Origin of the sequence: Burkholderia sp. SJZ089 (genome assembly GCF_007828315.1) — a bacterium.
Taxonomy (GTDB): Bacteria; Pseudomonadota; Gammaproteobacteria; order Burkholderiales; family Burkholderiaceae; genus Burkholderia; species Burkholderia gladioli.
In genome coordinates this window covers 172,939-186,831 of the sequence record NZ_VIUM01000015.1, presented here as the reverse complement: position 1 = coordinate 186,831, position 13,893 = coordinate 172,939, and the positions used below count along the sequence as shown (strand labels likewise).

At 69.1% G+C, this 13,893-nt stretch carries 13 protein-coding genes; 2 read left to right on the top strand and 11 right to left on the bottom strand.

Features of this window, described 5'->3' with window-relative positions:
* Positions 1-49: 49 nt before the first annotated feature.
* The 9 genes from FB600_RS26260 to FB600_RS26220 all read right to left on the bottom strand — a co-directional run bounded on the left by FB600_RS26260 (position 50) and on the right by FB600_RS26220 (position 9,462).
* Positions 50-952 (bottom strand): DUF1571 domain-containing protein, encoded by a 903-nt coding sequence (locus FB600_RS26260; protein WP_098182661.1) that lies wholly within the window; start codon positions 950-952, stop codon positions 50-52.
* 35 nt (positions 953-987) lie between these two features.
* Entirely contained in the window at positions 988-1,479 is a 492-nt protein-coding gene (locus FB600_RS26255; protein ID WP_145757553.1) for a hypothetical protein, read from the bottom strand.
* Positions 1,480-1,591: 112 nt separating this feature from the next.
* Positions 1,592-1,879, bottom strand: coding sequence for a hypothetical protein (locus FB600_RS26250; protein ID WP_124076796.1), 288 nt, complete (start codon positions 1,877-1,879; stop codon positions 1,592-1,594).
* 79 nt (positions 1,880-1,958) lie between these two features.
* Positions 1,959-3,167 carry an enoyl-CoA hydratase/isomerase family protein gene (locus tag FB600_RS26245; protein ID WP_096752710.1) on the bottom strand — a complete coding sequence of 403 codons (1,209 nt, stop codon included), beginning with the start codon at positions 3,165-3,167 and terminating at the stop codon, positions 1,959-1,961.
* Positions 3,164-3,958 carry an enoyl-CoA hydratase gene (locus FB600_RS26240; protein ID WP_145757554.1) on the bottom strand — a complete coding sequence of 265 codons (795 nt, stop codon included), beginning with the start codon at positions 3,956-3,958 and terminating at the stop codon, positions 3,164-3,166. The genes FB600_RS26245 and FB600_RS26240 overlap by 4 nt, the downstream gene beginning before the upstream one ends.
* On the bottom strand, positions 3,955-4,857 hold the full coding sequence (gene mmsB, locus FB600_RS26235; RefSeq protein ID WP_013689685.1) for a 3-hydroxyisobutyrate dehydrogenase: 903 nt from the start codon (positions 4,855-4,857) through the stop codon (positions 3,955-3,957). The genes FB600_RS26240 and mmsB overlap by 4 nt, the downstream gene beginning before the upstream one ends.
* A 39-nt stretch (positions 4,858-4,896) precedes the next feature.
* A complete protein-coding gene (locus FB600_RS26230) occupies positions 4,897-6,426 on the bottom strand; it encodes a CoA-acylating methylmalonate-semialdehyde dehydrogenase (RefSeq protein ID WP_105859605.1) in 1,530 nt (509 codons plus the stop codon).
* A 124-nt stretch (positions 6,427-6,550) separates the two neighbouring features.
* Entirely contained in the window at positions 6,551-8,242 is a 1,692-nt protein-coding gene (locus tag FB600_RS26225; protein WP_096753002.1) for an AMP-binding protein, read from the bottom strand.
* A gap of 86 nt (positions 8,243-8,328) precedes the next feature.
* Positions 8,329-9,462 carry an acyl-CoA dehydrogenase gene (locus FB600_RS26220; RefSeq protein ID WP_017920455.1) on the bottom strand — a complete coding sequence of 378 codons (1,134 nt, stop codon included), beginning with the start codon at positions 9,460-9,462 and terminating at the stop codon, positions 8,329-8,331.
* Between the two features lie 233 nt (positions 9,463-9,695).
* Between FB600_RS26220 and FB600_RS26215 the strand changes: the two genes are divergently transcribed.
* Positions 9,696-10,733, top strand: a complete 1,038-nt coding sequence (locus tag FB600_RS26215; protein ID WP_096752708.1) for an AraC family transcriptional regulator — start codon at positions 9,696-9,698, stop codon at positions 10,731-10,733.
* Between the two features lie 114 nt (positions 10,734-10,847).
* Here FB600_RS26215 and FB600_RS26210 read toward each other — a convergent pair whose 3' ends face one another.
* Positions 10,848-11,135 (bottom strand): hypothetical protein, encoded by a 288-nt coding sequence (locus tag FB600_RS26210; protein ID WP_013689680.1) that lies wholly within the window; start codon positions 11,133-11,135, stop codon positions 10,848-10,850.
* A 422-nt stretch (positions 11,136-11,557) separates the two neighbouring features.
* Positions 11,558-12,022: a TIGR02594 family protein gene (locus tag FB600_RS26205; protein ID WP_036053953.1), complete on the bottom strand. Its 465-nt coding sequence runs from the start codon at positions 12,020-12,022 to the stop codon at positions 11,558-11,560.
* Between the two features lie 454 nt (positions 12,023-12,476).
* Between FB600_RS26205 and FB600_RS26200 the strand changes: the two genes are divergently transcribed.
* On the top strand, positions 12,477-13,778 hold the full coding sequence (locus FB600_RS26200) for an NCS2 family permease (protein WP_036035609.1): 1,302 nt from the start codon (positions 12,477-12,479) through the stop codon (positions 13,776-13,778).
* Positions 13,779-13,893 lie beyond the last annotated feature (115 nt).

Sequence of the window (13,893 nt, the reverse complement as noted above, 5' to 3'; positions counted from 1 at the left end):
TGTCGTCCCCCGACAAGCACCTCGACCTTGACGGCGCGGCTTGCCCGGTTCAGTGGAACCGGTATGCGGGATTCGCGGGATCGAACGCCGAATCGTCGAAGTCCCGCGGCGTGATCGTCTCGAACACCACCTGCTCGAAGAGGCGGCCGTCGTTGTCATAGGATTCGGCGGTCCGGAACCACGGATGCCGCAGATCGAGCCCCAGCGTTTCCTTCTTCGCGTAGTACTCGGGCTGGCCGGTCGGCGTTTCGTAGGTGAACGCGACGACGCGCACGCCGTCGATGGTCTTCACCTCGATGCGCGCCGGATGCTGGCCGCCCGCCTCCCCGAGCTTCGCCCCCTCGGCCAGGAACTGGCCCGCGATGAAGGCCGTGCCGATATCGCGCACCGGATGGCGCGACTGCGTATGCGCCAGCGCACCGTTCAACGAGGCCCACACGGGCAGTACGTTCAGCAGGCCGCCGAGATGGCCATACAACTGGTCGCGGCGGCGCGACTCGTCATAGATGATTTCCTGCCCGGCATGCGCGCCGTCGGGCAGCCATTTCGCGTAAATCCGCAGCGGCTTGCTGCTCAAACGCACCAGCATGTGATCGGGCCGGCTCGGCCAGGTGCCATGGATGCGCTCCTGGCGCCGCATCGTGAATTCGTACGAGGCATAGGCATTGGGCCCTTGCTCGATGTAGCGCGGCAGCGTCGACGCATCGAGCGACTGGAACAGCGCGAGCAGCGCCGCGTCGTCGAGCTTTTCCAGCGCGCCCGTTTCGGCCGCGCGACGCAGCCAGCGCACCTGCCGATCGAGCGGCAGCGCGCCGACCTGCGCCGGCGAAACATCGGGCTGCCCGGCGGGCGCGGCGGCCTCGCTCGCCGCCGCGCCGTGCGCGAGCGGCGGCGACATGCATGCCGCGATCGCCAGCCACGCGGCGATCCTCAGGAAGGCGGGCAAGCTCATCGCGGGCTCCCGCCGCGCGGACGCGACATCACGGATCAATGCCGCCCGCCGCCATGGAAGCTGCTGCCTGCGTGGAAGCCGCCGCCATGGAGACCGCCGCCGTGATGGAACCCGTTGTGAAAACCGCCGTATCCGCCGAAGTGGCCGTGATCGACATGGTGGAAGTGGTGGACGAACACGAACGAGCCGCCGAAGCCGAAGGTCCAGGGCCCGTAGAACCAGGGGTCGTAATACGGGAAGACCGCGTAATCCGCGTAGGCGGGCAGGACCGCGGCATCTGCATCGATCGCCGCATCCGGCTGCTGGATCCGCCAACTGCCGTCGGGCTGGCGACATGCCAGGCCGGTCAGGTTCTGCGTGGCGCCGTCGATCACCGCGCTGGTGTTGACGCTCCGGCAAACGGGAGGCGCCGCCGCCGTTCCCGCCGTGCCGAGCGACGGATCCGCCAGGGAGGATGGCGAGGCAACCGGCGTGGTGCAGGCCGCGCAGCTGGCGAGCACGATGCCGAGTCCAATGAGAGTACGCATGATTTCGTCCTGTTCGACGGGCGGGTGGCGGGGCGCGGGGCATCGCGCCGGCACCTTGAAGACGCCATCGGTACGCCTGGCAGGACGCATCGCCGGAGCATGTGTGCCTGCCCTACCAGAACAGCTTGCCGATCGGCGCTATTCCATCTTTCAGGTCGGGTTTGTTACGCGGAATTTCAGGATCGCGCGGCAAGCGCTGTCGCGGTGCGGCAGGCACCGGATCCTGCAGGAATCGCCGGCGGATACTGGTGAAATCGTCGATGGAACATCGACGCCGGCGGATTGTGGCCGGCACGACGAGACAATCGAAGGCGGCCGGCAAGGTCGTGGTCGCGGTCCGCTCTCGCGCGAACCCGGCTTCGGCATGCGGGAAACGAAAGGGGCGGACAGTTTTCACCATCCGCCCCTCTCATTTTCAGTCGACGCCCGGTTCGATGCAGCCGGTCAGCGATGATATCCAGGACTGGAGAAACCGCCCCTCACTCCCGCCCCAGATCCACCAGCGGATGCGCCTCCAGCTTCCACGGCGAGCTCAGGAAATGCCGCACCCGCTCGCCGCGCACCTCCGTCAGCGTGGCCGGCGCCCAGCGCGGACGGCGATCCTTGTCCACCAGGTGCGCGCGAACGCCCTCGACGAAATCGCCGTCCTCGATCGCGCGCGAGCCGATCGACAGCTCCATGCGGAACGATTCGGCCAGCGTCATCTGGCGCCCGCGCAGCAGCGCGTCGCGCGTGACCAGCAGCATGGTCGGCGAATGGCCGGTCAAGGCATCGAGCGTGGCCTGCAGCCATTGCCGGTATTCACGGCTGCTCTCCTCGCGGCCGAGGTCATGACGCAGCGTGGCGACGATCCGCTCGACGCTGGAGCGCCGGTCGAAGTGCCGGACGATCCAGGGTAGCTGACCATCCAGCGCGGCATGCGGAACGATGTTGCAGGGCGGCTCGAACACCGCGCGCAGCGCGCCCGGCAGGTCGGGCCCGCCCAGCTCGGCACGTTCCAGGCGCTGCTCGAAGGTCTCCAGCCACGAGGCCGGCACGCAAAGATCGGCGAGACGGGCGACCAATGCATCGGCGCCCGACAGGGTCACGCCGGTCAGCCCGATGTAGAGCGCCAGCTCCACCGGCAGCGCCGACAGGAAGTGCGTGGCGCCCACGTCGGGCACGAAACCGATGCGCGTTTCCGGCATCGCCAGCTTGCTGCGCTCGGTGGTCACGCGCAGCGCGGCACCCTGCGCGAGCCCCATGCCGCCGCCCATGGTGATGCCGTCCATCAGCGCCACCACCGGCTTCGGAAAGGTGTGCAGCGCGTAGTCGAGCCGGTATTCGTCGACGAAGAATTGCAGCCAGTCGCGTGAGCCGGCCTTCGCCTCGTGATACAGCGCGCGCACGTCGCCGCCCGCGCAGAAGCCCTTCTCGCCGGCGCCGCGCAGCACGATGGCGAGAATCTGCGGGTCCTCGCGGCAACGCTCCACCAGTACCGCGAGCTCGCGCACCATCGCGTGCGAGAGCGCGTTCAGCGCGGCCGGCCGGTCGAGCGTGATGACGGCGACGCGATTGATCACGCGCATCGTCACGTCGGGGCCGTTGCTGGCCGCGGCAGCCGCGCCGGCCGAGGTGAACGCCGTTGACGCCTCGGCCGCCGGCGCCGAGGCGGAAGAAACCATGGATGCCTGTAGCGCCATGCTCATTGCTTGTCTCCGTGATGGGCCGCGTGCCAGTCGGGGCGACGCTTGCCGAAGAAGGCGGCCACGCCTTCGCGCGGCTCGCCGGTGTCGAACAGGTCGACGAAACGTTCGCGCTCCAGCGCGACGGCGGCATCGAAGGGCACCCCCTGCCGCGCCAGCACGATCAGCGCCTTGCTCGATTCGGTGGCGCGCGGCGCGAGAGCGGCCACGCGGCGCGCCAGCTCGATGCCGGCCTCGCGCGCGGCGCCGGTCTCCACCAGCTCCTCGACCAGGCCGATGCGCAGCGCCGTCTCGGCATCGACGCGCAGGCCGGCCAGCACGATGCGCTTGGCCCAGCCCTCGCCGACCAGCCAGGGCAGCGTCTGGGTGCCGAGCCCGCAGGGCAGCAGGCCGACCGCCGGCTCGGGCAGCGCCATCTGCGCATGCCGCTCGGCGATCCGCATATCGCAGGCCAGCGCGCACTCCAGGCCGCCGCCCATCGCATAACCGTTGATCGCGGCGATCGTCACGAAACGCGCGGCCTGCAGCTTCGCGAAGGCGGCGCCGAAACGCGCGGCCATGGCGCGCGCCACGGCGTGGTCGCCGCTGGCGAAGGTGTCGAGGTCGGCCCCGCCGCAGAAGAATTTCGGGCCGGCGCCGGTGATCACCAGCGCGCGCAGCGCGGGCGTCGCCTCGAGCCGCGCCACGCTGCGCTCCAGCTCGGCCAGGCCCTCGGCCGTGAAGGCGTTGGCGGGCGGCCGCGACAGCGTCAGCAGCGCGATCGCGCCGCCGTCGATTTCGGTGAGTTCGATCATCGGGAATCCTTGGAAGCGGGCATCTGGTAGAGGCGGATCACCGCCGAGAAATCGAGCCGGCCGTCGCCGCGGCTGCTCACGGTCTGGTAGAGCTGCTGCGCGAGCGCGCCGAGATAGACGGGCTGGCGCACCTGCTTCGCGGCGTCGTTGGCCAGGCCCAGGTCCTTCAACATCAGGTCGGTGCCGAAGCCGCCGGTGTAGCCGCGCGAGGACGGCGCGGTTTCGATCACGCCCGGGTAGGGGTTGTAGGTGTCCGCGCTCCAGCAGCGGCCGGTCGAGGTGTTGAGGATGCCGCCCAGCACCTTCGGGTCGATGCCGAGCGCCACGCCCAGCGACATCGCCTCGGCCACGCCGGCCATCGAGATGCCGAGCACCAGGTTGTTGCAGACCTTGGCCACCTGCCCCATCCCGGTCGGCCCGCAATGCACCACGTTGCGGCCCATGCCGGTGAGCACCGGCGTGACGCGCTCGAACTCGGCCACGCTGCCGCCGACCATGAAGGTCAGCGTGCCGGCCGCGGCGCCGCCGGTACCGCCCGACACGGGCGCGTCGACGAAGGCGCCGCCGCGCTCGCGCACCAGCTCGCCGAAGGCCTGCGCGCTGGCCGGGTCGATGGTGCTCGAGTCGATCACCGTGGCACCCGGCGCGAGCCCGGCCAGCACCCCGTTCTCGTCCGTCAGCGCGCGGCGCACGTGGACCGCGGCCGGCAGCATGGTGATCACGAACTCGGCGCCCTCGGCCGCCTCGCGCGCCGAGCCCGCCAGCTTCGCGCCGCCGTCGGCCACCAGCCGCAGCGCGTCCTCGCTGAGGTCGAAGGCCCGCACCTCGTGGCCGGCCTTGACGAGATTGAGCGCCATCGGCGCGCCCATGTGGCCGAGGCCGATGAATCCGATCTTCATGACGTTCTCCCGATGTCGCTATCGCTGTCTTGTCCCGTCTCAGCCGAGCCGGATGGTGGTGTTGACCGCGCCGGCCGTGGCGTCGTCGTCGAACCAGCGCGCGGTGACGGTCTTGGTCTGCGTATAGAACTGCACCACCTGCTTGCCGTAGGGGCCGAGGTCGCCGAGCTTGGAGCCGCGCGAGCCGGTGAAGCTGAAGTACGGCACCGGTACCGGGATCGGGATGTTGATGCCGACCTGGCCGATGTCGATCTCGCTCTGGAACTTGCGCGCCGCCGCCCCGCTCTGCGTGAACAGGCCCACGCCGTTGCCGAACGGATTGGCGTTGACCAGGGCGATGGCCTCGTCGAGCGTGTCGGCGCTCAGCACCACCAGCACCGGCCCGAAGATCTCCTTGGTATAGATGCTCATGTCGGTCTTCACGTCGGTGAACACCGTGGGCCCGACGAAGTTGCCGTCCTCGTAGCCGGGCACCGTCACGCCGCGGCCGTCGAGCGCGAGCGTCGCACCGGCGGCCACGCCCTCCTCGATCAGCGACAGCACGCGCGCCTTGGCCGCCTTCGACACCAGCGGGCCGACGTCGGTGCCGGGCTCGACGCCGGCATTGACCTTGAGCGTCTTCGCACGCGCCACCAGGTCCGGCAGCCAGTCGCGCGCGGCGCCCACCAGCACCGCCACCGAGGTGGCCATGCAGCGCTGGCCGGCCGCGCCGAAAGCGGCGCCCGCCAGCGCGTTGAGGGTCTGCTCGCGGTTCGCGTCGGGCAGCACCACCGCGTGGTTCTTGGCGCCCATCATCGACTGCACGCGCTTGCCGTGCTCGCCGGCGAGCCGGTAGACGTGGGTGCCGACCGCCGTCGAGCCGACGAAGGACACCGCCTTCACCAGCTCGTGCGTGCAGATCGCGTCGACCACTTCCTTGCCGCCGTGCACCACGTTGAGCACGCCCTTGGGCACGCCCGCCTCGATCGCCAGCTCGACCAGCTCCATGGTCGACAGCGGATCCTGCTCGGAAGGCTTCAGCACGAAGGTGTTGCCGCAGACCAGGGCCATCGGGAACATCCACAGCGGGATCATGGCCGGGAAGTTGAACGGCGTGATGCCGGCGCACACGCCCAGCGGCTGGCGCAGCGTGTAGGTGTCGACGCTGCCGGCCACGTTCTCGGCGAACTCGCCGAGCTGCAGCGAGCCGATCGAGCAGGCATGCTCGACCACCTCGAGGCCGCGGAAGATGTCGCCCTCTGCATCGGGCAGGGTCTTGCCCTGCTCGGCCGTCAGCGTCCTGGCAATGCGCTGCTGGTTGGCGCGGATCAGGTCCTGGTACTTCAGCATGATGCGCATGCGCGCGCCGATCGGCGTGCTCTTCCATTGCGCGAACGCGGCATGCGCGGCGCGCACGGCGGCGTCCACCTCGGCGACGGTCGCGAAAGGCACGCGCGCCAGCACCTCCTGGGTGGCCGGGTTGACGATCTCGCGCCACTCGCGGGTGGCCGACTCGACGAATTCGCCGTCGATCAGCAGCTTGACCGTCGGCAGGGACTGCCCCGCGCGGGGCATCGGCGTTGCGTTCATGGTTCGGCTCTCCTTGAAGGCCGTCGCGCGAAACGCGCGGCGGCCGGTGAATGGCGCACGCGCGCCGTTCGATACGGTGCGCGCGACGGCGATCGGCAATCCTCGTGGGCCGGCCGGCCCCGCTTCACTCGTTGGGGAAATCCTCCTCCCAGTATTCGTCGGGCATGCGCAGCGAGGGATCGGCATCGCGCTCCAGCTCGCGGCGGCGCAGCTCGACGCGGCGGATCTTGCCGGAGATGGTCTTGGGCAGCTCGGCGAACTGCAGCCGGCGGATCCGCTTGTAGGGCGCCAGCTTCTCGCGGGAGAAGCGGAAGATCTCCCGGGCCAGCGCCGCATCGGGCTCGTAGCCGGTGCGCAGCATCACCACCGTCTTGGGCACCGACAGGCGCAACGGATCGGGGCTCGGCACCACGGCCGCCTCGGCGATCGCCGGATGCTCGATCAGCACGCTCTCCAGCTCGAACGGGCTCAGGCGGTAGTCGGAGGACTTGAACACGTCGTCGGCACGGCCGATGTAGAGGTAATAACCGTCGTCGCGGCGCAGCGCGATGTCGGAGGTGCGGTAGTAGCCGTCGCGCATCGCGCGCGCGGTGGCCTCGGCGTGGTTGGCGTAGCCGGTCATCAGGCCGGCGGGACGCTCGCCGTCCAGCGGCAGCGCGATCTCGCCCTCCTCCACCGGCGCGCCGTCGGGATCGAGCAGGGCCACGCGATAACCCGGCAGCGGGCGACCCATCGAGCCGGCCACCACCGGCTGGCCCGGCGAATTGCCGATCAGGCAGGTGGTTTCGGTCTGGCCGTAACCGTCGCGGATGGTAATGCCCCAGGCGCGGCGCACGCGCTCGATGATCTCGGGATTGAGCGGCTCGCCCGCGCCGATGATCTCGCGCAGCTTGACCGCGTAGGAGGCCAGCGGCTGCTGCACCAGCATGCGCCAGACCGTCGGCGGCGCGCACAGCGTGGTGATGCCGTAGCGCACCAGCGCGTCGAGCGCCTGCTTGGGATCGAAGCGCGTGTAGTTGAAGGCGAACACGCAGGCCTGCGCGTTCCAGGGCGCGAAGAAGCAGCTCCAGGCATGCTTGGCCCAGCCCGGCGAGCTGATGTTCCAGTGGATGTCGCCCGGTTGCAGGCCGATCCAGTACAGCGTGGACAGGCTGCCGACCGGGTAGGTGCGATGGGTGTGCTCGACCAGCTTCGGCTTGGAGGTGGTGCCCGAGGTGAAATAGAGCAGCAGCGTGTCGTCGACGTGGGTGGGCGCGTCGGGTGCGAATTCGGCCGGGGCGGCGTAGCCCTCGTCGTAGCGCAGCCAGCCCTCGCGCGCGCCGCCGACGATGATGCGCGTCACCTCCACGCCGGCCTGGTCGAATTTCGCGGCCTCGGCCGCGTCGATCACCGCGTAGCGCGCGCCGCCGATCGTCACGCGATCACGGATCTCCTCAGCGGGCAGCTGGGTGGTGGCGGGCAGCACCACCGCGCCGAGCTTCATCGCGGCCAGCATGGTCTCCCACAGTTCGACGCGGTTCGGCAGCATCAGCAGCAGGCGGTCGCCGCGGCCCACGCCGAGCCGGCGCAGATGATTGGCAATCCTCGACGATTGCTCCGACATGCGCGCGAACGAAACCGGCTCGCCCGCGCCCGTCGCGGCATCGACGATCCACAGCGCGGGGCGTTCGTTGCCGTGCGCCATCGCGTCGAAGTAGTCGAGCGCCCAGTTGAACGACGCTAGCTGCGGCCAGCGGAAATCGCGATAGGCCGTGTCGTAGTCGGTCCGGTGCCGCAGCAGGAAATCGCGGGCATCGAGGAAAGCCTGTGCCGTCATCGTTTCGTCTCCTTCCGTCTCGTCGCGCAACGTTGGTTCGTGCGTCGTCGTGTGGGGGTGATCATACGCCGGCCTCGCGTGCCGGATCAGAGCTGCCGCGCGATCACCATGCGCTGCACTTCGCTGGTCCCTTCGTAGATCTGCGTGATGCGCGCATCGCGGTAATGGCGCTCGACTTCGTAATCGGCCAGGTAGCCGTAGCCGCCGTGGACCTGGATCGCGTCGGAGCAGACCTTCTCGGCCATCTCCGAGGCGAACAGCTTGGCCTGCGAGGCTTCCGACAGGCAGGGCAGCCCTTCGGTGCGCAGCCGCGCGGCGTGATGCACCAGCAGGCGCGCCGCGTTCAGCTGGGTGGCCATGTCGGCGAGCTTCTCGGCGATCGCCTGGTGCTCCTTGATCGGCTTGCCGAATTGGGTGCGCTCGGCGGCGTAGCGGCAGGCCTTGTCGAAGGCGGCACGCGCGATGCCCACCGCCTGCGCGGCGATGCCGATGCGCCCGCCCTCGAGATTCGCCAGCGCGATCTTGAGGCCCTCGCCGCGCGCGCCGAGCAGGTTCTCCTCGGGGATCGCGCAGTTCTCCAGCGTGATCGGGCAGGTGTCCGAGGCGCGGATGCCGAGCTTCTTCTCGGGCTTGCCGACGTTGAAGCCGGGCGTGTCGGTCGGCACGATGAAGGCCGACAGGCCGCGCTTGCCCTGCTCGGGATCGGTCATGGCAAAAACGATCGCCACGCCGGCGCGCGAGGCGTTCGAGATGAACTGCTTGCTGCCGTTCAGCACCCAGCGGCCGTCCTGCAGCACCGCGCGGGTGCGCAGGTTGTTCGCCTCGGAGCCGGCCTGCGGCTCGGTCAGGCAGAACGAGCCGACCATTCGGCCCGAGGCCAGCTCGCGCAACCAGCGATCGCGCTGCGCGTCGGTGCCGTAGTTCAGGATCGGGCCGCAGCACACCGAGTTCTGCACACTCATCAGCGTGGCGCAGGACGCGCAGCCGGCGGCGATTTCCTCCACCGCCAGCGCATAGGCGGTGTAATCGGTATACGAGCCGTCCCACTCGGCCGGCACCACCATGCCGAGCAGGCCCAGTTCGCCCATCTGCGCGACCACGCGATCGGGCAGCGCGCCCTCGCGGTCCCATTGCGCCGCGTTCGGCGCGAGCACTTCGGTGGAGAAATCGCGGACGCTGTCGCGAATCATCCGCTGGTCTTCGGTATAGAGCGCATCCATGGCGGGGCCTGTCTCCTGATCCGGTGCCGCGCGCGGCAGCCGGTAACTGATTCGTTCGTCGATGACGTCAGTGTAGGCAAGGCAGGGCGGTGTTTCGATGCTCGCCGCACTCAATTACAATGATCGTTTTTGCCATAGCAGGTTCGTGCGTGCCATATCGCCCCGAATCTCGCCCCCAAAGCGCGTGCCTCGCCGCCAGGGGCCGCGCCGCCCGCACCTCGGACCTACCCCGCATGAAAGCCGCCGACAAAGGAACCGTCTCGATCCGCCTGGTCGCCACCAGCATCGCGCTCGCGCGCCAGGGCGGCGCCGACCCCGACGCGCTGCTCGCGCAGGCCGGCATCGCGCCGGATGCGCTGGCCGATCCCGAGGCGCATGTGAGCGCGCGCCAGTACGGCGCGCTCTGGAACGCGATCGCGCGCACGCTCGACGACGAGTTCTTCGGCCAGGATTCGCACCCGATGCGCAGCGGCACCTTCATCGCCATGAGCCAGGCGGCGCTGGGCGCGCGCAGCGGGCTGAGCGCGCTGTCGCGCGCGCTCAACGTGATGCGCGGCGTGCTCGACGACCTGCACGCCGAACTCGATGTCGACGCGCAGCGCGTGCGGCTGCGCTTCGTGCATCGCGAGGCCGACGCGAGGCCGCCGGTGTTCGCCTACGCGACTTTTTTCATCGTGGTGTATGGGCTGACCTGCTGGCTGATCGGGCGGCGCATCCCGGTGCTGCGCGCGCAGCTGCGCAGCGCGCCGCCCGAGGTCGCGCGCGACTATCAGCAGATCTTCTGCGAGGACCTGCGCTTCGATCAGCCCGAGTCCTGCGTCGAGTTCGATCCGGCCTTCGCGACGCTGCCGGTGGTACAGAGCGGCGCCTCGCTGAAGACCTTCCTGCGCAACGCGCCCGGCAACTTCATCGTCAAGTACCGCAACCCCGATTCGCTGGCGAGCCGCGTACGCGCGGTGCTGCGCGCCGCCTCGCCGGCCGACTGGCCCGACGCGGCCGGCATCGCCGCGCGCCTGCACGTGGCCGAGGCCACGCTCAGGCGCAAGCTGCGCCAGGAAGGCGCCTCGTACCAGGAGATCAAGGATGCGCTGCGCTACGAGATCGCCTGCGCGGCGCTGGCCGACAGCGAGCTGACGGTGGCCGACGTGGCGAGCGCGGCCGGCTTCGCGGAGCCGAGCGCGTTCTATCGAGCCTTCAAGGGATGGAGCGGACTGAGCCCGGCCGCTTATCGCGAGCGCGAACTGGCGGCCAGGGCTAATCGGCCCGGCTGAATGAAGCGATGCGCGAGGAGAACGGGCCCGCGTGGCGAGCCCGTTCGATTCGGCAATGACAGGATGGACGCGCCATCACGCTTGGCGCGCGAGACGGCGAAGCAGGCCGTCATGTCAGGTGCTGGCCGCCAGGCGCGGGCCGCCCTGGCCGCGCGCGACAGCGGACGGCGCGGGTTCCGCGGCCGGCTGCGCGGCAGCGGTGACCCACGGATCGATGCCCTGCTTCTGCACCTCTTCCAGGAAGGACACGCGCGTGCGCCAGTAGTCGGCCTGCAGCTTCGCGTCGATCACGCGCTGCTCGGCGGTGAACAACTCCATGCGCGCCGTGACGAGCATCGACGCGGCGGTTTTCTCGGGAGTGGGGGCATGCCGCATCGCCCAACGACTGATCCAGTTCAACATGCTTACCTCCGTATCGACCGATGAATTCGAACGGGAATCCAGGCCACCATGGCCCGGCGAATACCGGTTTTGCCTGCTGCCGGGACGTCGACGCGGCGAATCTCGTGTCGCTGCATCGGCGTCCTCCAAGTCGTCCGACCCACCATTACATCCTAGAGTCCAATCCTCTTTTTCGCGATAGCGCCTTGCAATCTTTTACATCCAAAATGCGATTCTTTCCGATCCATTGTTAATTGTCGGATGTGTAAAGCCCGTGAATCCAGGCGTGGCAAGGGATGGCTTCACGAACGCGTTTCCGGCGGGTGTCGCGTGGACGATACGGAACAGTTTTCGTGCCCGATGCGATGCACAATCGCGGTGCGAGCCGCCTGCAACGATGGACGCCGCCATTGCGGCCGCGTGAAATCCATCGCTTCTCGCGTTCAACGGCCCTGCATCTCGTGCGGCCAGCGATAGGCGAGCAGTTCCGCGCGCGGATAGGCCAGCTCGCGCACTTCGTCGAGCTGGTTGCCGCCGAACAGCACGATCGAGTCGCCTTCGTGGCGCAGATAAAAACCGACGTGCCCTTTCCAGCTGTTCGGATCGTCGCGCATCAGCACGGCGATGCAGCCGTAAACGGGCTCGGCCAGTTCGCGTCCCCAGTCGAGCCAGGAGCGCGCCAGCGCCGAGCCGGTGCCGGCCAGGCCGGCGCGCGTCATGCACCAGTTCGCGAACGAGGAGCACCAGGAGATCTTGTCGTCGTAGCCGGCCAGGTTGGTGGCGCCGTTGTATTCGACGATGCGCGGATTGCTGCGGCCGGCGCCGTAGCGCGCGATGCCTGCCTCGGCGAAGGCGACCGGCATCCACGGCGGCGTTGCGGCATCGATGCGGTGGCGTTCGGGCTTCATCGCGGGCCCTCCTCGCGTGCATCGCGTGCCGGCGCCGGTCTCGACACCAATCGATGCGCGCGCAACGAAATCGAAAGGATCGCCGGGATGGCTGGCAACGACGCCGCGCAAGTCGACGGACGCGGCGCTCGAAATGCCTGGCGGCCGGCTCGCGGCAGCCGGCGCGCGTGCCTCGGTTCGGGATGGTTCGACATGCTCTCTCGGGTATTTTTGGCGACTTATCGTATGTCGGCGTTCGTCCGGGGCCGGGCGAGCGCGCACGAGCCGCCATCGTAGCGGGTCGGTGCCGTGCCCGGCAATCGTAGGCGCGCGCTCGTGCTGCGTTTACAATCCCGCCCGTCGCCGTCCCCAGCGGGCCATCCCCAAGGACGCGCGCGCGGCGCGAGCCGCCACGAAAACCAGTCACACGAACGAAACGTCGAGCAAGACGACCACCGACCGGAGAACCCTCTTCATGGACTCGATCAAACGGTATTTCGGCTTCCAGGAAGCCGGAACCGACCTGCGCACCGAACTGCTGGCGGGCGTGACCACCTTCCTTACCATGGCTTACATCATCTTCGTGAATCCGGCGATTCTCGGCGATGCCGGCATGCCCAAGGAATCGGTGTTCGTCGCGACCTGCCTGGTGGCCGCGCTCGCCTCGCTGATCATGGGTCTGTACGCCAACTACCCGGTGGCCTGCGCGCCGGGCATGGGCCTGAACGCCTACTTCGCCTACGCGGTGGTCAAGGGCATGGGCTTCACCTGGGAGGCCGCGCTCGGCGCGGTGTTCATCTCCGGCTGCCTGTTCCTGCTGGTCACCCTGTTCCGGGTGCGCGAGGCGATCATCAACGGCATCCCCAAGACGCTGCGGGTGGCGATCACGGCCGGCATCGGCCTGTTCCTCGGCATCATCTCGCTGAAGACGGCCGGCGTGATCACCGGCAGCCCGGCCACCCTGGTCACGCTCGGCAACCTGCACCAGCCCACCACCATCCTGGCGATCGTCGGCTTCTTCCTGATCGTCACGCTCGATGCGCTGCGCGTGCGCGGCGCGATCCTGATCGGCATCGTGGCGGTCACCGTGCTGTCGTTCTTCTTCGGCGGCAACCAGTTCCACGGCATCGTCTCGATGCCGCCCTCGATCGAGCCCACCCTGTTCAAGCTCGACATCAAGGCCGCGCTGTCGACCGGCGTGATCAACGTGATCCTGGTGTTCTTCCTGGTCGAGCTGTTCGACGCCACCGGCACCCTGATGGGCGTGGCCAACCGCGCCGGCCTGCTGGTGGAAGGCAAGATGCAGCGCCTGAACAAGGCCCTGCTGGCCGACAGCACCGCGATCGTGGCCGGCTCGGTGCTGGGCACCTCGTCGACCACCGCCTACATCGAGAGCGCCTCGGGCGTGCAGGCGGGCGGGCGCACCGGCATGACGGCGGTGACGGTGGCCGTGCTGTTCCTCGCGTGCCTGTTCATCGCGCCGCTGGCCGGCGTGGTGCCGGCCTATGCCACCGCGCCGGCCCTGCTCTACGTGTCCTGCCTGATGCTGCGCGACATGGTGGACGTGTCCTGGGACGACGCCACCGAGGCCGTGCCGGCCGCGCTGACCGCCCTGCTGATGCCCTTCACCTACTCGATCGCCAACGGCGTGGCCTTCGGCTTCATCGCCTATGCCGGCCTCAAGCTGCTGACCGGGCGCGCGAAGGAGGTCAAGGCGATCGTGTGGATCATCGCGATCGTGTTCCTGTTCCGCTACTTCTACCTGGGCGGCGAATAAACCTCGCGCCTCGCCCCGGCATGCGACGCCGCCTTCGGGCGGCGTCGCCGTTTCCGGCCCGGCGAACGCCGCGCGCGGCCCGCCGGCCCCTGGATCGTGCCGATATGTTCCGGCC